The sequence below is a fragment of the Rhizobium etli CFN 42 genome (assembly GCF_000092045.1).
Taxonomy (GTDB): Bacteria; Pseudomonadota; Alphaproteobacteria; order Rhizobiales; family Rhizobiaceae; genus Rhizobium; species Rhizobium etli.
This window is the reverse complement of record NC_007761.1, coordinates 877,952-895,674: the sequence shown is the minus strand read 5'-3', so window position 1 is coordinate 895,674 and position 17,723 is coordinate 877,952. Positions and strand designations below refer to the sequence as shown.

At 63.0% G+C, this 17,723-nt stretch carries 17 protein-coding genes; 8 read left to right on the top strand and 9 right to left on the bottom strand.

Going from position 1 to position 17,723, the window contains the following annotated elements; genetic code table 11:
* Nucleotides 1-13: 13 nt before the first annotated feature.
* From RHE_RS04295 to RHE_RS04285, 3 genes are all read left to right on the top strand, one after another.
* Nucleotides 14-646 (top strand): 2-dehydro-3-deoxy-6-phosphogalactonate aldolase, encoded by a 633-nt coding sequence (locus tag RHE_RS04295; RefSeq protein WP_011424202.1) that lies wholly within the window; start codon nucleotides 14-16, stop codon nucleotides 644-646.
* Between the two features lie 4 nt (nucleotides 647-650).
* A complete protein-coding gene (locus RHE_RS04290) occupies nucleotides 651-1,538 on the top strand; it encodes an SMP-30/gluconolactonase/LRE family protein (RefSeq protein ID WP_011424201.1) in 888 nt (295 codons plus the stop codon).
* A 220-nt stretch (nucleotides 1,539-1,758) separates the two neighbouring features.
* Complete coding sequence (locus tag RHE_RS04285; RefSeq protein WP_011424200.1) at nucleotides 1,759-2,364, top strand: PRC-barrel domain-containing protein; 606 nt, start codon at nucleotides 1,759-1,761, stop codon at nucleotides 2,362-2,364.
* Nucleotides 2,365-2,524: 160 nt separating this feature from the next.
* On the opposite strand, the gene RHE_RS04280 is transcribed toward RHE_RS04285, so the two are convergent.
* Nucleotides 2,525-3,889: a putative bifunctional diguanylate cyclase/phosphodiesterase gene (locus tag RHE_RS04280; protein WP_020920527.1), complete on the bottom strand. Its 1,365-nt coding sequence runs from the start codon at nucleotides 3,887-3,889 to the stop codon at nucleotides 2,525-2,527.
* Between the two features lie 166 nt (nucleotides 3,890-4,055).
* On the bottom strand, nucleotides 4,056-5,786 hold the full coding sequence (locus tag RHE_RS04275) for a response regulator (protein ID WP_011424198.1): 1,731 nt from the start codon (nucleotides 5,784-5,786) through the stop codon (nucleotides 4,056-4,058).
* A 182-nt stretch (nucleotides 5,787-5,968) separates the two neighbouring features.
* Here RHE_RS04275 and mutL point away from each other — a divergent pair, with 182 nt between their 5' ends.
* Together mutL and RHE_RS04265 are read left to right on the top strand one after the other, a co-directional pair.
* Nucleotides 5,969-7,801, top strand: a complete 1,833-nt coding sequence (mutL, locus tag RHE_RS04270; RefSeq protein WP_011424197.1) for a DNA mismatch repair endonuclease MutL — start codon at nucleotides 5,969-5,971, stop codon at nucleotides 7,799-7,801.
* 67 nt (nucleotides 7,802-7,868) lie between these two features.
* Nucleotides 7,869-8,099, top strand: coding sequence for a DUF2093 domain-containing protein (locus RHE_RS04265; RefSeq protein ID WP_011424196.1), 231 nt, complete (start codon nucleotides 7,869-7,871; stop codon nucleotides 8,097-8,099).
* Here RHE_RS04265 and lpxK read toward each other — a convergent pair.
* The 6 genes from lpxK to RHE_RS04235 form a co-directional block, all read right to left on the bottom strand.
* Nucleotides 8,096-9,136 carry a tetraacyldisaccharide 4'-kinase gene (gene lpxK, locus RHE_RS04260; protein ID WP_011424195.1) on the bottom strand — a complete coding sequence of 347 codons (1,041 nt, stop codon included), beginning with the start codon at nucleotides 9,134-9,136 and terminating at the stop codon, nucleotides 8,096-8,098. The genes RHE_RS04265 and lpxK overlap by 4 nt on opposite strands.
* 90 nt (nucleotides 9,137-9,226) lie before the next feature.
* Nucleotides 9,227-9,949 carry an HAD family hydrolase gene (locus RHE_RS04255; RefSeq protein WP_011424194.1) on the bottom strand — a complete coding sequence of 241 codons (723 nt, stop codon included), beginning with the start codon at nucleotides 9,947-9,949 and terminating at the stop codon, nucleotides 9,227-9,229.
* Nucleotides 9,950-9,958: 9 nt separating this feature from the next.
* Nucleotides 9,959-11,278, bottom strand: coding sequence for a lipid IV(A) 3-deoxy-D-manno-octulosonic acid transferase (waaA, locus tag RHE_RS04250; protein WP_011424193.1), 1,320 nt, complete (start codon nucleotides 11,276-11,278; stop codon nucleotides 9,959-9,961).
* A gap of 157 nt (nucleotides 11,279-11,435) precedes the next feature.
* Nucleotides 11,436-11,684 carry a DUF4170 domain-containing protein gene (locus tag RHE_RS04245; protein ID WP_011424192.1) on the bottom strand — a complete coding sequence of 83 codons (249 nt, stop codon included), beginning with the start codon at nucleotides 11,682-11,684 and terminating at the stop codon, nucleotides 11,436-11,438.
* Nucleotides 11,685-11,746: 62 nt separating this feature from the next.
* Entirely contained in the window at nucleotides 11,747-12,556 is an 810-nt protein-coding gene (locus RHE_RS04240) for a 3'(2'),5'-bisphosphate nucleotidase CysQ (RefSeq protein ID WP_011424191.1), read from the bottom strand.
* Nucleotides 12,557-12,585: 29 nt separating this feature from the next.
* On the bottom strand, nucleotides 12,586-13,932 hold the full coding sequence (locus RHE_RS04235; RefSeq protein ID WP_011424190.1) for a TldD/PmbA family protein: 1,347 nt from the start codon (nucleotides 13,930-13,932) through the stop codon (nucleotides 12,586-12,588).
* 119 nt (nucleotides 13,933-14,051) lie between these two features.
* Here RHE_RS04235 and RHE_RS04230 point away from each other — a divergent pair, with 119 nt between their 5' ends.
* From RHE_RS04230 to RHE_RS04220, 3 genes are all read left to right on the top strand, one after another.
* Nucleotides 14,052-15,866, top strand: a complete 1,815-nt coding sequence (locus RHE_RS04230) for a monovalent cation:proton antiporter-2 (CPA2) family protein (RefSeq protein ID WP_042117976.1) — start codon at nucleotides 14,052-14,054, stop codon at nucleotides 15,864-15,866.
* 111 nt (nucleotides 15,867-15,977) lie between these two features.
* Nucleotides 15,978-16,349, top strand: coding sequence for a VOC family protein (locus tag RHE_RS04225; RefSeq protein WP_011424188.1), 372 nt, complete (start codon nucleotides 15,978-15,980; stop codon nucleotides 16,347-16,349).
* A gap of 3 nt (nucleotides 16,350-16,352) precedes the next feature.
* The gene (locus RHE_RS04220) at nucleotides 16,353-16,841 is read left to right on the top strand and encodes an EVE domain-containing protein (protein WP_011424187.1); all 489 of its coding nucleotides are present in this window, start codon (nucleotides 16,353-16,355) and stop codon (nucleotides 16,839-16,841) included.
* On the opposite strand, the gene RHE_RS04215 is transcribed toward RHE_RS04220, so the two are convergent.
* Nucleotides 16,830-17,711 carry a patatin-like phospholipase family protein gene (locus RHE_RS04215; RefSeq protein WP_011424186.1) on the bottom strand — a complete coding sequence of 294 codons (882 nt, stop codon included), beginning with the start codon at nucleotides 17,709-17,711 and terminating at the stop codon, nucleotides 16,830-16,832. The genes RHE_RS04220 and RHE_RS04215 overlap by 12 nt on opposite strands.
* Nucleotides 17,712-17,723: the final 12 nt, after the last annotated feature.

The window sequence follows — 17,723 nt, the reverse complement described above, 5'->3', positions numbered from 1 at the left end:
GAAAGCTGACACCATGAACCGTATCCCCTTCCCCGACATGAAGCGTCCGCTGATTGCCATCCTGCGCGGTATCCGGCCGGACGAGACCGAGAGCGTCGTCGGCGCCTTGATCGAAAACGGCCTAACGGCGATCGAGATCCCGCTCAATTCGCCGGAGCCGTTCAAATCCATCGAGATTGCCGCGAAGATGGCGCCGGCCGAGGTGCTGATCGGCGCCGGCACGGTGCTGACGGTCGAGGCTGTCGACAACCTGAATGCGGCCGGCGGCAAGCTGCTGGTGACCCCGAATGTCGAGCCGGAAGTGATCATCCGGGCGCGCGAATATGGTATGGTGACGATGCCGGGCGTCTTCACGCCGACCGAGGCCTTGGCGGCAGCGCGCGCCGGCGCCACCGGTCTCAAATTCTTCCCGGCGAGCGTTCTTGGTCCTTCGGGCATCACGGCGATCCGGGCGATCCTGCCGCCGGAACTGACGATTGCCGCCGTCGGCGGCGTGTCGGACAAGAATTTCGCCGATTACACCAAGGCCGGGATCTTTGCCTTCGGCCTCGGCACCAGCCTCTACAAGCCCGGAATGACCGCGGCAGAGGTTGCCGAGCGCGCCAAGGCGACCATTTACGCCTATGATGCAGCCATGGGAGCGTGAACGGATGACCGAGATTTATGAGTTCGAAGGCAAGACCCTTTGCAACACCAATTCCGTTCTCGGCGAAGGTCCGACCTATGATCCGGACAGCGATACCGTCTGGTGGTTCAACATCCTCGGCAAGGAGCTGCACGAGCTCAACCTTTCGACACGCGCCAAAAAGGTCCATTCGCTGCCGGTCATGGCAAGCGTGCTGGCCCGCATCGACGCCGGACGGCAGCTCATCGCGACCGAAGAAGGGCTTTTCGTGCGCGACTTGGCCAGCGGCAACCTCACCTTCTACGCGGCGCTCGAAAACGACAGACCGGAGAACCGCTCGAACGACGGCCGCACCCATCCGTCGGGGGCGCTCTGGATCGGCACGATGAGCAAGCGGGCGGAGAACCAGGCCGGCGCCATCTATCATGTCGCCGGCGGCAAGGTGACAAAGATCTTCAGCGGCATCAGCATTCCGAATTCGATCTGCTTTTCCCCGGATGGCACGGTCGGCTACTACACGGATTCCCGCATCAATCGGCTGATGCGTGTCATGGTCGATCCGCAGACCGGCCTGCCCTCGGGCGAGCCGATCGTGCTCGTCGACAGCATGAACGAGCCCGGCGGTATCGACGGCTCGGTGGTCGATGCCGACGGCTATATCTGGAATGCCCGCTGGGGCGCCGGCGTCGTCGATCGCTACAATCCCGACGGCCTGCGCATCTCGCGCTACAAGGTTCCCGCCGTCCAGCCCTCCTGCCCGGCCTTCATCGGCGCCAATGCCGACCGGCTGGCGGTAACGACGGCCTGGGAAGGGCTTGACGAGGACGCCCGTTCGGCGCAGCCAAGCGCCGGCGCGCTTCTGGAACTCGGTATCGAAGTCAAGGGCGTGTTCGATCCCGTCTATGTGCTCTGACCGCGGCGTCGGCCAGCCGCCATTCAAGGCGCTCCCGAGCGGGGCGCCTTTTTCCGTTTGGGGCCGTTCGCCAATAAAAGTTCCGTGATAATCGAGAAATTTTCCGTGTTTTCAACCGGAACCAATCGGCGCACCACTCATTTTCCCTTCGAACCGGCGCGGCAAGGATGATGCATTGCCGAGTCAGCGATCACTCTAGGGAAATGAAAGTAGGTTCGAAATGACACGCAAACTTTTGACGACCGTTGCCGCTGGCGCGCTGTTTGCCACGGCTTTCGCACCGGCGGCATTCTCGCAGACGGCGCCGCAGCCTGCCGATCCCGCCGCTCCCAATCAGGCAGCGCCGGCCGATCCGGCTGCACCCAAGCCGGTCACCCCTGATGTCACCAAGCCCGCAGGGGACGCTGCACAGGCTCCGGTTACAAAACCGAGCACGGATGTAGCCCAAGGTACCTATCTGACGGAACAGGCTCCGGATCAGGTCAGCGCCAACACCTATATCGGTCAGTCGGTCTACAACGCCAACAATGAAAGCATCGGTAGCATCAACGACCTGATCATGAAGAAGGATGGCGGCATCGTTGCTGCGATCGTCGGCGTCGGCGGCTTCCTCGGCATCGGCGAAAAGAACGTCGCTGTCCCGATGGAAAAGATCACCATTGCCCAGAACACCCAGGACGGCAGCCTCAAGCTGACGACCAGTGAAACGTCTGAATCGCTGAAGGCTGCGCCCGAGTTCAAGACGCTGGCAATGCAGGCTGCAGAGAAGGCCCCGGCCGCAACCGGTACCGACACGACGGCAACCGGCTCGACCACGCCTAAGTAAACCGCGCGCGGTAGTATAGCGTAGGCGATGGCGCTCCTAGGGGCGCCATTGCTTTTTCTGACCGCACTTTCACGCAATTCACCCCGCAAAACCGCCGCGCACTTTTGCTGGGATTGGTTTTTTTTGCGCAAACCCGGACGCGCACTTTTGCTGGGATTGCTTATGCGCTGACGCGCTCGGCGGGCGCCATATCGTAATAGTTCTCGTGCAGGAAGCGCAGCGTGGCGATGCCATCGGCCGGGCGGCCGAAATGGTAGCCCTGGCCCATGCCGCAGCCGAGCGTGCGCAGCTTCACCGCCTCTGCATAATCCTCGATGCCTTCGGCCACGACTTCCAGCTCCAAGCCTTCGCACAGGGAAAGGATCGCCTTGATGATGTGTTCGGAGGCGCGGTCGGAATTGATGCGCGAGACGAAGGCGCGGTCGATCTTGATCTTGTCGAAGATGAAGTCACGCAGACGCCCGAGGCTCGACTGGCCGGTGCCGAAATCGTCGAGCGAGATGCGAACGCCGGCGGCGCGCAGATCGGCGATGATGCGGTGGGCGGTATCGGCCGACCCCATCACCGCCGTCTCGGTGATCTCTAGTTCCAGGCGGTGCGGATCGAAACCAACCCGGCCGAGAATCGACAGGATGCTGCCGCTCGTGCCGGGATCCATCAGCTGAGCCGAAGAGAGATTGAAGGACAGGAAGAGTTCACGCGGCCATGACAAGGCTGCTTCGGCGGCCTTGCGAAGCAGGGCCTCCGACAGGGCGTCGATGAAACCGCGCTCTTCGGCGAGCGGCACGAAGACGCCGGGGGACACGAAACCGAGATCGGGATCGTTCCAACGGGCGAGCGCTTCGAAACCGACAACCTGATTGTTGGCGAGCGAAACGATCGGCTGGAAATGAACGTCGATCGCGTCGGAAATGATGGCGTTTCTGAGCGCCTGCTCCAGCTGTGTGGCGCGCTTCATCTCCTGGGCGATCTCACGCGAGTAAACGGTGATCTGGCCGCGGCCGCGGCGCTTGGAACGATAGAGGGCGGTTTCGGCGCTCTTCAACAGTTCTTCGCAGTCCTCTCCGGCAAAGGGATAGATGGCGAAGCCGAAGGAGGCAGACAGACGGACATTGCGGTCGCCGAGGTCATAGGGCGCCGACAGCACCTCGCGGATCATCTGGCCGAATTTCTCAGCACTCGCCCGCTCGAAGATCAACGGCAGCACGAAGGCGAATTCGTCCCCATCGTGACGGGTGACCAGCGCCCCGTCCGGAATGCAGGCCCTGAGCCGATGGGCGACCTGGCAAAGGATCTCATCGCCGGCCGAGGAGCCAAAGAGATCGTTGATCGGCTTGAAGCTGTCGAGATTGGCGATGCCGATGGTGAAGGGAGCGGGATCGCTGGCGCGCTCGGCGGAGATCTGCAGCACCTTGTCGCGCATGCGATTGCGGTTTCCCAACCCGGTCAGAGGGTCGGTATAGGCCATCGCCTGAAGCTCATTGTGACTCACGGTCAAGGAAGCCGTTTCCGCCGATTTCATCATCAAACCCGAGCTTTCCTCCGCAGCCGGGCAAAGAATGACCGGCATTTCTTAACAATTCGCTAGTAAATCAGCCGCCTTCGCAGCCCGCCCTGCCCCAAAGTCTTGGGAGTTGGCGCTCTTGCAAGAAAACGACGCCGTCGCGACAGGACGGCCATATTTTGAAACATCATGCGCGCGTTCGAACCCGCGCGCCCTCTTCCAACAGGTATTTCTGAAAAATCGTCTCAAGCATATCAGGACTGACCGGTTTCATGATGACGTCATCCATGCCGGATTTGACGCATTCGGCCCGATCGCGCTCGAATGCCTGGGTGAGCACGCCGATGATCGGCGTGCGGGCGGCGGCACCCGCTTCCTCCATCTGCCGGATCAACCGCGCGGCCTCGAAGCCGTTGAAGCCCGGCAGGGAAATATCCATCAGCACCAGCTGCGGCCTATGTTCGGCCCAAAGACGTACGACCTCGTCGCCCGTCGCAGCAATCAGGTGGCGATAACCGAGGCCTTCGAGGATTTGCGAAAATACGATCTGGTTGATATCATTGTCTTCGGCGACGAGAACCTGCAGGCCGAGCGTTTCGTCGGAAATGCTGATTTCCCAATCCGTATCTGAGCCGGCGCCATTGTTGCGGCTGTTGCGATTGAAATGGCGGGCGATCTGGAAGGTGAGTTCGTTGGCAATCTGGAAGCCGTCCATGACGAGCGCCGGAATGCCGTATTGGTCGGCAAGCTCGAGGCAGCGCATGCCCATCTGGTTGTCGATGATCAAGAGATCGAGCGAAATGCCGGAGGAGGTGGCGATTTCCAGAAACCGCTCCTCTTCATCCTCGCCGCGCACCGAGCAGGATTCGAAACCATATTTCGTCAGCGTCCGCAGAGCGGCGGTCTCGGCGGCGAGGTCGGCGGTGACGACGAGAATCTTGCGGCCGGAGAAATTCTCCGGAACGATCGCCTCCATTGCCGCCGGCTCGCGGCGCTCCACAGCGCTCGGCACCGGCACATAGGCGCGGCGATAACTCTGGTTGGCGGAGGCGGTGATCGCCGAGGCACGGTCGAACTCCTCGAGATCGGCGCCGTCGCGCGGCAGGTCCTGCATGGTCGACACCAGGAAATAGCGGCCGGGCTTGCCGATGCGATGCTTGCGGCTGACAATGTCGCGCTCGATGCCGTCGCGGGAGATCTGCCGCTGGCGGGAGATCGACATCTCGCCGGTTTCCAGCACGTGACGATCGCTTTCTTCGAAGCGCTTGGCGATCTCGGGTGAGAAGAGATCGCCGCTCTTGCGCCCGAGCACCTCATCAGCGCTCCTCTGATATTTCTCACAAAAGGCGAGGTTCACCGCGACATAGGTGAGGTTTCGATCCTTGACGAAAAGCGGGAACGGCAGGTTATCGAGAATGTCTTCGGTGAGCTGCACCCGCTCCATGTCCGAGCGCCACTGTTCCTCGCGCTTCTTGTCCTCGGAGATGTCGGAGACGACGGTGACGCCGTAACCGCCCGGCAGCCTGCGCTTGACGAAGCGGACCCAGCTGTCGGCGCCATGGCGCTCAACGGATTCGAAGCGCTCACGCCAATGCGAGGCGATTTTCTGCGACAGCCAGTCCTCGCGGCTGAGCGGGCCGCTCTGCCTGATATCATATTGCTGGCGAACGCCGGTATCGTAGATCGCGCCCAGAAAATCGCGCAGCCGGATGCCCGGCTTCAGCATCTCGGCCGGCAAGGGAAAGAATTCGAGAATCTGGCGGCTTGTGAAGATCAGATGATCGTTCTTGTCGTAGATGATGAAAGCTGCCGAAAGGCTGTCGCACACCGCATCGAAGAGCGCCGTCTGCAGATCGGCCCCGGCGAGCGTCCCGTCGGTGTCTGATGATGTGTCCGCCTTTTCGAAGCCGGCACTCATTCCATTTCGTCCCACATCTGTTCGATTTCGCGGCTTCCGGAGGTGTGTGATTAGAAATGCCATTTTTCTGTTAAAACCGGCTTAACACTACCGATCCCCGAATTCGGGGAGCCGCGGATCACAGTTTCGCCAAGCGGTCGGAAAGCCCTTCCCTCCAAGCCGCGAATCCCCGAAAATAGCCCATGGCCATCAGACAGCTTTCCGAAACGCTCATCAACCAGATCGCCGCCGGCGAAGTCATCGAACGGCCGGCGAGCGCTGCCAAGGAATTGATCGAAAACGCGCTTGATGCGGGGGCGACGCGCATCGAGATCGCCACGGCAGGCGGCGGCAAGGCGCTGCTGCGGGTCAGCGACAACGGCTCCGGCATGGACGCCGCCGATCTGGAGCTGGCAATCAGGCGCCACTGCACCTCGAAGATCTCCGAGACGCTTGAGGATATTAGAACGCTCGGCTTCCGTGGCGAGGCGCTGCCTTCGATCGGGTCCGTGGCGAGGCTCAGCATCGCAAGCCGCAAGCGCGACAGCGCCGGCGGTCACGAGATCGCCGTTGCCGGCGGCAAGGTCCTGCATCTGAGGCCGGCTGGCGCCAATCCCGGCACGATCGTCGAAGTCCGCGACCTGTTCTTCGCCACGCCGGCGCGGCTCAAATTCCTGAAGACGGAGAAGGCCGAAGCCGGCGCCATTACCGAGATCGTCAAACGTATGGCGATCGCCTTTCCCGCCGTGCGCTTCGTGCTGTCCGGCTCGGACCGCGCGACGCTGGAATTTCCGGCAACGGGCGACGATCATCTGGCGCGCATGGCGCAGGTGCTCGGCAAGGACTTCAGCGACAACGCCATTGCGCTCGACGCCGTGCGCGAGGAGATTTCGTTGACCGGCTTTGCCGGCGTGCCGACCTTCAATCGCGGCAACTCCGCCCATCAATATGCCTTCGTCAACGGCCGACCGGTGCAGGACAAGCTGATCCTCTCGGCGATCCGCGGCGCCTATGCCGAGACGATCCCGTCCGGGCGCTATCCGGTGGCGGTGCTGTCGATCGCTCTCGATCCGGCCCTCGTCGACGTCAACGTGCATCCGGCCAAATCCGACGTGCGCTTCCGCGACCCAGGCCTGGTGCGCGGCCTGATCGTCGGCGCCATTCGCGAGGCGCTCGCGCGAGACGGCAGCCGGGCGGCAACGACCGGCGCGAGCGATATGCTGCGCGCCTTCCGCCCGGGTTTCCAGCCCTATGGGCAGCGGCCACAGGCGCCATGGTCGGCAGAGACCTCCCCTTCCCGCCCCTACCAGCCGGCACCGGCTTTTTCCGAACGGCCGCAGGCATCCTTCGACGGCCTATCGACGCCGACCGCACGGGCTGAGCCGCAATTTTCTCCCGACCCCGTGTCTCCCGGCCTGGCCTCCCCTAGGCCGGTCGCCCCGGAAACCGTTGGGCGTTATCCGCTCGGCGCGGCACGGGCGCAGATCCACGCCAACTATATCGTCGCCCAGACCGAGGACGGGCTCGTCATCGTCGACCAGCACGCGGCGCATGAGCGGCTGGTGTTCGAGGCGATGCGCAAGGCACTGCATTCGAAGCGGTTGGCCTCGCAGGTGCTGCTCATCCCCGAGATCGTCGACATTCCGGAAGAGGATTGCGACCGGCTGATGCTGCATGCGGCCGAGTTTGCCGAACTCGGTCTGGCGATCGAGCGCTTCGGTCCCGGGGCGATCGCCGTGCGCGAAACACCGGCCATGCTCGGCGAGGTCGACGCTCATGGCCTGATCCGCCAGCTTGCCGATGAGATCGCCGAATGGGATACGGCGTCGGGCCTGTCGGCCAAGCTCGAATATGTGGCGGCGACCATGGCCTGCCATGGATCGGTTCGCTCCGGCCGGCGGCTGCGGCCGGAGGAAATGAACGCCCTGCTGAGGGAAATGGAAGTGACGCCCGGTTCCGGCCAGTGCAATCACGGCCGGCCGACCTATATCGAGCTGAAGCTCAGCGATATCGAGCGGCTTTTCGGCAGAAGCTAAAAAAGCTGGCAAAGCCGCCTTTGCGGGAGTATGGCAGACGGATGACAGACTGCAGGGAACGGAGCGCATGAATTTGTTCGAAGGGCACGGAAACCGCGAGGCGAAGATCCGCTATCTCGACGGCGATTTCCAGATTCTCTCGCCCGGCTCCTATGTCGTCTGCGCGATGACCGGAAAAAACATTCCGCTCGACGAGCTGCGCTACTGGAGCGTCGCCCGCCAGGAGCCCTATGCCGACGTGATCTCGGCGATCGAAGCCGACAAACGCGCCGGCATGCTGCCGAACCAGCGGCGTTAACTCGTCTTCAGTTCCTTGAGGCGCCGATCACGGCAGGCAATGATTGCCCTATCGATGATCAGACCCGGGGCAAGATGATCCTCGAAGACTATGTCGACCTCGATCACCCGCGCCTTCTGCGCCAGTTGCTCCGCTTTTCCGTGATGACCGGACAGGCGCACGAAATCCTTTGACGTGGTGACGATCAGGAGATCCTGGCGCTCGGCAGTCGTCAGGATGTCGTCGATCTCCTCCTCGGTCAGGTGCTCGTGGTCGCCGAAGGTCTTGGCGACCGCGATTTCGGCACCGCGCGATTCGACGGTGCGGAAAAATTTGGCGGGGTCGGCAATACCGGCGAAGGCGAGCACCTTGATGCCGGAAAGCCGGTCGTCGCCGCGCACCTTGAGCGAGGCGGTGAAATAGGGCTTTGCCGCGCGTGCCGCCATGCGGACGATCCCGTCGGCAGCATTGCCGCCGCCGACCTTCAGCAGCGCCGTCGCCGAACGCAGCTGCTGGCGGATCGGCGCGCGGACCGGGCCGGCCGGCACGATATGGCCATTGCCAAGGCCGCGCGTCGCGTCGATGACGAGCAGCGCATAGTCGATCGCCAGCCGGGCGCTCTGAAACCCATCATCCATGATGATGAGATCGGCGCCTTCCGCGACCAGACGCCGAGCACCGTCGAGGCGCCGGCGGGAAATTACCGTCAGCGCCTCCTGGGCGAGTAAAAGCGGTTCATCGCCGACGGCGACCGCCCGGTGATGAAGGGGATCGACCACCGTCGTCACGTCGAGCGAGCCGCCGTAACCTCTGCTGAGAAAGCCGGGCTTCAGGCCTTTCGCCTTGGCGGCGCGGGCGAGCGTCAGCGCCGTCGGCGTCTTGCCGGCGCCGCCGACGGTGAAATTGCCGACACAGATGACGGGAACGGAAACCGAGGCGCGGCGCGCATGGGCCATGCGATGGCCGGCAATGCGGCCGTAAAGAAAGGACAGCGGCGCCAGCAGCCAGGCCCGCCAATCGGCTTTCCTCCACCAGAACGGCGGCGCTTCTGAAATCATTTTGCCGTCCCGCTCCCGCCCGGCTAGAGAATTTCGTTTTCCCGGCTGGATTGAGAGGTTAAAATCGATGAAAATGCAAGCCTTTACCGATCAGGCCGGCTGCAGATCGGGCAGCAGCGTCTCAAGGGCGGTGATATCGTCGAGCACATGATCGGCCGCCGCAGCAAGTGAAGCGCGCGAGCCGGTTCCCGTCAACACGGCGATCCTCAGTCCCGTACCGGCATTCAGGCCCATATGCAGATCGTGATTGTTGTCGCCGACCATTGCGACCTCTTCAGGCAAAAGACCGGTCGCAGCGCAGAAGCCGAGCACCATGCCCGGCTCCGGCTTGACGCCGAAGCCGCTGTCGTAGCCGGCGACATAATCGACATAGCGGGCGAAACCAAAGCGCTCCGCCGTCTGGCGGATGGAGCGCTCATTGTCGCTGGAGGCAACACCGAGCTTGAAACCGCGCCGATGCAGCCTTGCGAAAAAGCCGGCGAGGTCGGTCACCGGCACAGAAAATTCAGCGGCGCCAGAAAAGAGGTCGTCGAGACGGATCGTCAATTCCCCGACATCGACCATCGATCCGGCGGCGACGAGCCCCTCGGCGATCTGCCTTGTATTGCCGGCGGCCAGCAGGCTGTCGGGAACGATATGGCCGCTCACCGGATCCATGCCGCAGGCGGACAGCAGCCGGTCGGCCAGAAGCGGGTCGCCCTCAGCGGCGATGCGGGCAAGCTCGCGATTGACCGGCAGCCAGCTCTCATCATAGTCGAGCAGCGTGCCGTCCTTGTCGAAGAGGATGCCTTTGATATGCGCCGGACCCGACATCGTGTCTCCTCAGACCTGGGCCGCGGCCTTGGGCAACAAACGCGCCTTGACCGTCAGCGGATTGATATAGGGTTCGAGCCCCTTCACCGTCGCCGACAGTGCGCCGCGCATTTCGTGCACGGTGGCGACGCCGGCCTCGATCATGTTACGGCGGGCTTCATCGTTGGTCAGCAGGTAATGCACGCCCTTGGCCAGCATTTCGGTATCGCGCACCATGCGCGCGCTGCCGCTGCGGGCGAGCTTCTGATAGGCCTCGCGGAAATTCTGCACATTGCCGCCGGAGAGGATGGCGCAGCCGAGCATGGCAGGCTCCAGCGGGTTCTGACCACCCTCGGCAAAGAGCGAGCGGCCGACGAAAGCGATTTCGGTCAGACGGAGATAGAGCCCCATTTCGCCTATCGTATCGCCGAGAAAGATATCGACATCGGCGGAGAGGACATCGTCGCGAGTGCGGCGGGCAACTTTCAGCCCCTGCTTGACGAGCGCCGCCTCGATCTCGTCGCTGCGCTCGGGATGGCGGGGCACAATGATCGTCAGTTGACGATCGCGCTCCTTCAGGACGCGATGGACGATGCCGGCGGCATTCTCCTCGCCGTCAAAAGTGGAGATCGCCGCCCATGTTTTGCGATCGCCGATCTGCTTCTTATAGCGGGCGAAGACAGCGCTGTCATAAGGCGGCGCGTCGGTATCGACCTTCAGATTGCCCGAGGTGATGACGGGAACGGCACCGAGATCGCGGAACCGCTCGGCATCGACATCGGATTGGGCGATGACGAGGGCGAGGTTCTCGAACAAGGCCTCCGCAATCGACTGGCGGCGGCGCCAGCGGGCAAAGGAGCGGTCCGACATGCGGGCATTGACCAGGATCTGCGGGATGCGGCGACGGCCGAGCTCCAGCACGGTCGCCGGCCAGATCTCGGATTCGGCGATGATGGCGCAATCTGGCTGCCAATAATCGAGGAAGCGGCTGACGGATGGTTTCAGATCCAGCGGCACATATTGATGGATCGCTTCCTGGCCGAGACGCTCGGCGGCGAGCCTTGCGGAGGTGATGGTACCGGTGGTCAGGATGACATGGATGTCGCGGCGGCGAATTTCGCGGATCAGCGGAATCACGGCATTGGTTTCGCCGACACTTGCGGCATGGAACCAGACGAGCGGGCCTTGCGGCCGGTTGGCGCTTGGATAGCCGAAGCGCTCCAGGCGGCGCGCCCGGTCTTCCTTACCCTTGGCCGTGCGGTAGGTCAGATAGAGGCCGACGACCGGAGAGGCCACGGTTCCCGCCAGACGGTATGTGCTCAGACCGAGCCGCGCCATCCGGGAGCTCATCGCGCCAGCCTCCGACCCAAGACGATCGACATCAAACCCATTCCCTTATTATCGTTGCGGCCGGAATGACCGATCAATTTGTTCAGAATGCGTCAAACGATCCGGATCGACGGCGCCGATGCACGAGGGCCCGCTCGGCTGGCGGCGGCTGCCGAGGTCAGTTGCCGCTGGCCTTTTGCTGCGGATCGAGCAGACGGTGCATGTGGACGATGAAATAGCGCATATGCGCATTGTCGACCGTCTGTTGCGCCTTCGCCTTCCACGCCGTCAGCGCCGTGGCATAGTCGGGAAAGATGCCGACGATATCGAGGCCGCTCAGATCACGGAACTGCACATCGTCGAGGCTTTCCAATTCGCCGCCAAAAACGAGGTGCAAAAGCTGCTTCTTGTCACCGGAGTCAGTCATTTTCTTATTCTCTTTCTGCCTAGTTCCTCCGCCACCTCATCTGCGGGATTTTGACGGAAACGTCAACTGTCTCCTCGCCCGGCAAAGGCCGCGAGGAACTCATCGATGCGGGGCGCCGGGGCCGCACAGAGCACCTTATGGGTGACGTCCGCCCTGTTATAGACGATCGGCTTGCCGTCGAGATCGACGAGACCGCCGCCGGCGCAGGCCAGAACGAGATCGGCGGCGGCAAGGTCCCAGTCATGCGAATTGCCCTTGACGAAGGTGCCTTCGAGACGGCCGTCCGCCACCATGGCGATGCGATAGGCAAGCGAGGGGACATATTTCTCGCGTCTCACGCGGTCACGGAACGCCGGCGGAAATGTCTTCAACAGGTCTTCGCCGATCGCAAGCCGGCTCATCTCGTCCGGCCCGGCGGCGGAAACGGTGAAAGGCATGCCGTTCTTCAGCGCGACGCCGCCATCGACGGCCTCGTAGAACTCCTCGAGCGCCGGCGCATAGAGCACGCCGGCGACGGGGCGGCCGCGATGCACGACCGCGACGCTGACACACCAGACCTGCTGCCCGCCGAGGAAGGCGCGGGTGCCGTCGATCGGATCGACGATGAACAGTGTCTCGCGCGAGAGGCGGTCTTCATCGTCCTCGGTTTCCTCCGACAGCCAGCCATAATCCGGCCGCGCCTTGCGCAGGATCGTTTCAAGCGTCTTGTTGGCGGCGAAGTCGGCGGCGCTGACGGGAGAGCGGTCGCCGTTCTTCCACCAGACCTCGGGAGACTGGTTGAAAAAGCCGTAGGCGACCGCGCCGGCCTCCTTCGCAGCATCGGCGATCAAGGCGAGATCGCTCTGCCAGCGGAGCTTTTCCCTATCGCTCATCCTGTCATTCCATTCCTGCTGCCCGTTTTTTACTGCCCGGCGAGCGTCATGCCTTCGATGGCGAAGGTCGGAGCCGCGACGCCGAACTTGCGGTCGATGTCATTTGCCGGCGTCAGGCGCATGAACATGTCCTTGAGGTTCGAGGCGATCGTCACCTCGGACACCGGGAAAGTGAGTTCGCCGTTCTCGATCCAGAAGCCGGTGGCGCCACGGCTGTATTCGCCGGTGATCATGTTGACACCGTGGCCGATCAGTTCGGTGACGTAAAAACCGTTGCCGATGCTGCGGATCAGTTCCTCCGGCGAGATGTCGCCCGGCTCCAGGGCAAGATTGGTGGAAGACGGGGTGACGGCGCTGCCGCCGCGCACGCCGCGGCCATTGGTCTGCAGGCCGAGTTCGCGGGCCGTCGAGGTCGAGAGGAACCAGTGCTTCAGGACACCGTCTTCGATCATGACCAGCCGCTCGCCGGACACGCCCTCACCGTCGAAGGGACGCGAGGAAGGACCGCGCACGATCAGCGGGTCGTCGGTGATCGAAAGGCCCGACTTCAGCACCTGCTGACCCATCCTGTCACGCAGGAAGCTGGTCTTTCTAGCGACGGCGGCACCGTTGATCGCACCGGCAATATGGCCGACGAAACCGCGGGCGACGCGCGGATCGAAGACGACGGTGATGTTTTTGCCGGTCGGCACCTGGCGCGGATTGACGCGCTTGACCACCCGTTCGCCGGCGCGGCGGCCGATTTCGGAAGGATCGTCGAGTTCGGCATAATAAAGCCGGCTGTCGAAATCATAGTCGCGCTCCATGCCGGTGCCTTCGCCTGCAATGACGCTGACGGAATTGCCGAAACGGGAGGCCATGTAGCTGCCTTGGAAACCGTGCGAGGTGGCGAGAACGAGGCCGCCCATGCCGGCCGATGCACCAGCGCCGGAGGAATTGGTGACGCCGTTGACGGCAAGGGCGGCCGTCTCGGCGGCAAGAGCCGCCTCGCGCAGCATCTCGGAGGAAACGTCCGTGGTATCGAGCAATTGCAGGTCGGGATAGGAGCTGGCAAGGTTCAGCTCGTCCGCCAGGCACGCATACGGGTCTTCCGGGGAAACCTTGGCCATGGCGACGGCACGTTCGGCCAGCGCCTGGAGATCGAAGCCCGGATTGGCCGAAACGCTGGCGACACGCTTGCCGATGAAGACGCGGAGCGAAAAATCGTCGCTTTCCGACGATTCCGTTCCCTCGACCTTGCCAAGCCGGACGCTGACCGATTGCGAGCGGGAGCGAACGACCACGGCGTCGGCAGCATCGGCGCCAGCCTTCCTTGCCAGATCGATCAATTGACTTGCGCGGGAAAGAAGTGTCGAGGAATCGATTTCAGAGGACATGATTTGGCCTTTCCTTCGGCTTCCATTTATTGTGCACTCTCCCTGGCATCAAGGCCGCCGCCGCCGATTCTTTGTCAGGGCTGCCAGGATGTTTCCCGCCGTCGAAAGAAATTACCAGCATGTCAGCGCCCAATGACCTTTTCTCCGAAACGATCCTGCTGCTCGGCGGCGCGGTGGTCGCCGCTCCGATCTTCAAGAAGCTCGGGCTCGGCACGGTGCTCGGTTACCTCGCCGCCGGCATCGTCATCGGCCCGGTCTTCCACGGCATCACCGATGGCGAACAGATCCTTGCCGTCGCCGAGCTCGGCGTCGTCTTCCTGCTCTTCATCATCGGCCTGGAGCTAAAGCCAAGCCGCCTCTGGCAGATGCGACGCGATATCTTCGGCCTCGGCACGGCGCAGGTGGTGGTAACAGGGCTGGCGCTGACCGCGCTCGCCTGGTTTTCTGAAGTTCTCGATTGGCGCGGCAGCATCGTCGCCGGCTTCGGCCTGGCGCTGTCCTCGACGGCCTTCGCCATGCAGATCCTCGAAGGCGACGGTGACGTCAACACGAGATACGGGCAGCGTTCCTTCTCGATGCTGCTGTTCCAGGACCTGGCGATCGTGCCGCTCTTGGCGCTGATCACCGTGCTCGACGGCGGCGGCAAGGGCAGCAACGCGCCGCTCACCGATTTTGCCGTCGCAGTCGGCGCGGTGGCGGCGATGATCGTCATGGGCCGCTACCTGCTGACGCCGCTCTTCCAGATCATTGCCCGCACCGGCGCGCGCGAGGCGATGATCGCGGCGGCTCTCTTCGTCGTCATGGGATCGGCAAGCCTGATGCAGCTTGCCGGGCTGTCGATGGCGATGGGCGCCTTCCTGTCCGGCGTGATGCTGGCCGAATCCTCCTACCGGCACGAGCTCGAGGCCGATATCGAGCCCTTCCGCGGCGTGCTGCTCGCCATCTTCTTCATCGCCGTCGGCCTGTCGCTGGAGCTCGACGTCCTCGTCGACAACGCGCTCTTCGTGATCGTCGCCGTGCCGATCGTCATGGCCGTCAAGGCGATCATCATCTACGGGCTTTGCCGGATTTCTGGATCGCCGCACAATGATGCGATCCGCATTGCTTTCCTCTTGCCGCAAGGCGGCGAATTCGGCTTCGTGCTCTTCACCACGGCGGGCGTCGTCGGGTTGATGTCGACGAGCACGGCATCGCTGCTGGTGGCGATCGTCACGCTGTCCATGGCGCTGACGCCGATCGGCGCGGCGCTGTCGAAGCGGCTGCTCAACGGCGATGAACAGGAGGAGCTGGACGAGGATTTCGAAGGTGCGGGCGCCGACGTGCTGATGGTCGGCTTCTCCCGTTTCGGCCAGATCGCTGCGCAGATCCTGCTTGCCGGCGGACGCAGCGTCACGGTCATCGATTTTTCCGCCGACCGCATCCGCCAGGCCTCCTCTTTCGGTTTCCGCATCTATTTCGGCGACGGCACCCGCAAGGACGTGCTGCGCTCGGCCGGCATCGACCGGGCGAAAATCGTGCTCGTCTGCACGCAGAAGAAGGAAATCACCGACAAGGTGGTGGAGCTGGTGCAGGCCGACTATCCGCACACGCGCCTCTACGTACGCTCCTATGACCGCATCCATTCGATCGAATTGCGCAACAAGGGGATCGATTACGAGCTGCGCGAAACTTTGGAATCGGGCCTGCTATTCGGACGTCGGACGCTGGAGGCGCTCGGCGTCTCGGAGGCAGACGCCCATGAGATCGGTGAGGATATCCGCAAGCGCGACGAGGCGCGGCTCGCCCTGCAGGTCTCCGAAGGGCTGCAGGCCGGCCGCGACATGCTGTTTTCCCACCCGGTTCGCCCTGAACCGCTGGTCAAGCCGAAACGCGCCGCCGACCCTTTCGAGGACAATCCGCTGGCGGGAACCGCGGATGCGACGGCGGATGCGTAAGGAGACTCCGAAACGCGCCGCATCGGAGCAGATCGAAACGCGAACGCTACTGCCAGAATTTGTCAGCAGACGTCGGTAGAAGTCCTCCAGAGCGACAAAGGAGGCTTCACCATGATCGACGGCAACAGCATTCTGCTTTTCGTAACCGACGCGCCGAAGAGCGCCAGCTTTTATCAGCAACTGCTCGGGCAGGATCCCGTTGAAACCAGTCAGACCTTCGCCATGTTCATTCTGCCTTCGGGTCTGGCTCTTGGACTGTGGGGTAAGGCGGGCGTTGAGCCGGCGCCGACAGCGTCGGGCGGTGGCTGCGACGTCGGGTTCAAGGTTGCGACGGCAGAAATGGTCGACGCACTGTACGCCGAATGGCAGGGCAAGGGCGCGACCATTCTGGTCCCGCCGACCGACCTCGACTTCGGCCGCACCTTTGTCGCCGCCGATCCCGACGGACACCGCCTGCGCGTCTACAACGTGGCGGAGGGCTGAACCGTGTGCCGCAATTGGATCGCGGTGGCATCAGCGAACCATGTCCGCATCGGGCGCGAAGCCGGTTTCATGCAGGTCTGTCATGGCAAGGCTGCTCCCCTGAAGCGTAGCGCGCCCGGCGACCGCGTCATCTACTATTCGCCGACCGAGACGTTTGGCGGCAAGGATCGGCTGCAGGCGTTCACGGCAGTTGGCGTGGTCAAGGAAACCGAGGCATATCAGGTGGAGGTTCACCCGGGCTTTCATCCCTGGAGACGCGATGTCTTCTGGTGGCAGGCCATGGAAACACCCATACGGCCACTGCTCGACCGGCTGTCTTTCACCAGCGACCGGGCAAGCTGGGGCTATCGACTGCGCTTCGGCCTCTTCGAAATCACCGGTGACGATGCCGAGCTCATAGCCGAAGCGATGCTCGGCCGACCGCTCATGCATATCGACCGGGCGCATTCAGCGGTTCCAGCTCAATATAATCTAGATAATCTAGCGCTTTAGCCGTGCTTCGATCTCGCGGTCGAGGGCGAATTTCAGCTCGTCCTTGACGCCGACCGACATGGCGAGCACTTCCCTGGCCTTGAGGAAATCCATCACGCCGGTGCGGCCAACCGCCGGACGCAGGAAGATGTGCGGCCGGCAGAGCTTCAGCTTCAGCGAGATCGCCGTCTGCATCATCAACTGGCCGGAACCGAAGATGCTTTCCATGCGGTTCGGAATATGGGTGCCGTCGCCTTCCGGCGCGCCGACGACATCGATGCCGACGACGATGTCGGCAAGATCCATCAGGGGTTCATAGGGCACCGGATTGCTGATGCCGCCATCGATCATCACGCGGCCGCGCAGGCGCACCGGCATGAAGACGGCGGGGATGGCGGATGAGGCGGCGAGTGCCGGAAAAAGCTCGCCCTCTTCGATGATCACTTCGTTCTGACCGTAATAATCGGTGGTGATCACCTTCATCGGCACCAGCAGATCCTCGAAGCGGGCCGGCAGTTCTGACGGCAGGAAGGCCTTGAGGATCCGCTCCAGATTGAACTGGCCGATGCGGATGCCCTTGGCCACCGCATCGCGCACCGTTGTCGGCCTCATGCCCCAAATGCGGGCGACGACCGCCGTCTTATTGCCGACTGTCGTCAGCGCATGTTCGCGGATTTCGGCCCCGGACATGCCGGCGGCCATGCCGGCCCCCATGATCGCACCCATCGACGAGCCCGATATCGCCACCGGGCGGATGCCGAGCTCGTCGAGCGTCTCGATGATGTGGATATGGGCAAGTCCGCGCGCACCGCCGCCGCCGAAAGCAACCGCGACCGTCGGAAGATCGCTGATCGCAGGCAGTTTCGGACTGATGAATTCTGCCTGCTGCACGCCCCACTCCCG

Bases quoted from the DNA above. Each gene is read 5' to 3' on its own strand.
- RHE_RS04225 (WP_011424188.1), top strand. From the start codon at position 15,978: ATGATCGACGGCAACAGCATTCTGCTTTTCGTAACCGACGCGCCGAAG.
- RHE_RS04265 (WP_011424196.1), top strand. From the start codon at position 7,869: ATGAATTTGTTCGAAGGGCACGGAAACCGCGAGGCGAAGATCCGCTAT.
- waaA (WP_011424193.1), bottom strand. From the start codon at position 11,278: ATGAGCTCCCGGATGGCGCGGCTCGGTCTGAGCACATACCGTCTGGCG.
- RHE_RS04235 (WP_011424190.1), bottom strand. From the start codon at position 13,932: ATGTCCTCTGAAATCGATTCCTCGACACTTCTTTCCCGCGCAAGTCAA.
- RHE_RS04255 (WP_011424194.1), bottom strand. From the start codon at position 9,949: ATGTCGGGTCCGGCGCATATCAAAGGCATCCTCTTCGACAAGGACGGC.
- lpxK (WP_011424195.1), bottom strand. From the start codon at position 9,136: ATGATTTCAGAAGCGCCGCCGTTCTGGTGGAGGAAAGCCGATTGGCGG.
- RHE_RS04285 (WP_011424200.1), top strand. From the start codon at position 1,759: ATGACACGCAAACTTTTGACGACCGTTGCCGCTGGCGCGCTGTTTGCC.
- mutL (WP_011424197.1), top strand. From the start codon at position 5,969: ATGGCCATCAGACAGCTTTCCGAAACGCTCATCAACCAGATCGCCGCC.
- RHE_RS04245 (WP_011424192.1), bottom strand. From the start codon at position 11,684: ATGACTGACTCCGGTGACAAGAAGCAGCTTTTGCACCTCGTTTTTGGC.
- RHE_RS04280 (WP_020920527.1), bottom strand. From the start codon at position 3,889: ATGATGAAATCGGCGGAAACGGCTTCCTTGACCGTGAGTCACAATGAG.
- RHE_RS04230 (WP_042117976.1), top strand. From the start codon at position 14,052: ATGTCAGCGCCCAATGACCTTTTCTCCGAAACGATCCTGCTGCTCGGC.
- RHE_RS04290 (WP_011424201.1), top strand. From the start codon at position 651: ATGACCGAGATTTATGAGTTCGAAGGCAAGACCCTTTGCAACACCAAT.
- RHE_RS04240 (WP_011424191.1), bottom strand. From the start codon at position 12,556: ATGAGCGATAGGGAAAAGCTCCGCTGGCAGAGCGATCTCGCCTTGATC.
- RHE_RS04275 (WP_011424198.1), bottom strand. From the start codon at position 5,786: ATGAGTGCCGGCTTCGAAAAGGCGGACACATCATCAGACACCGACGGG.
- RHE_RS04295 (WP_011424202.1), top strand. From the start codon at position 14: ATGAACCGTATCCCCTTCCCCGACATGAAGCGTCCGCTGATTGCCATC.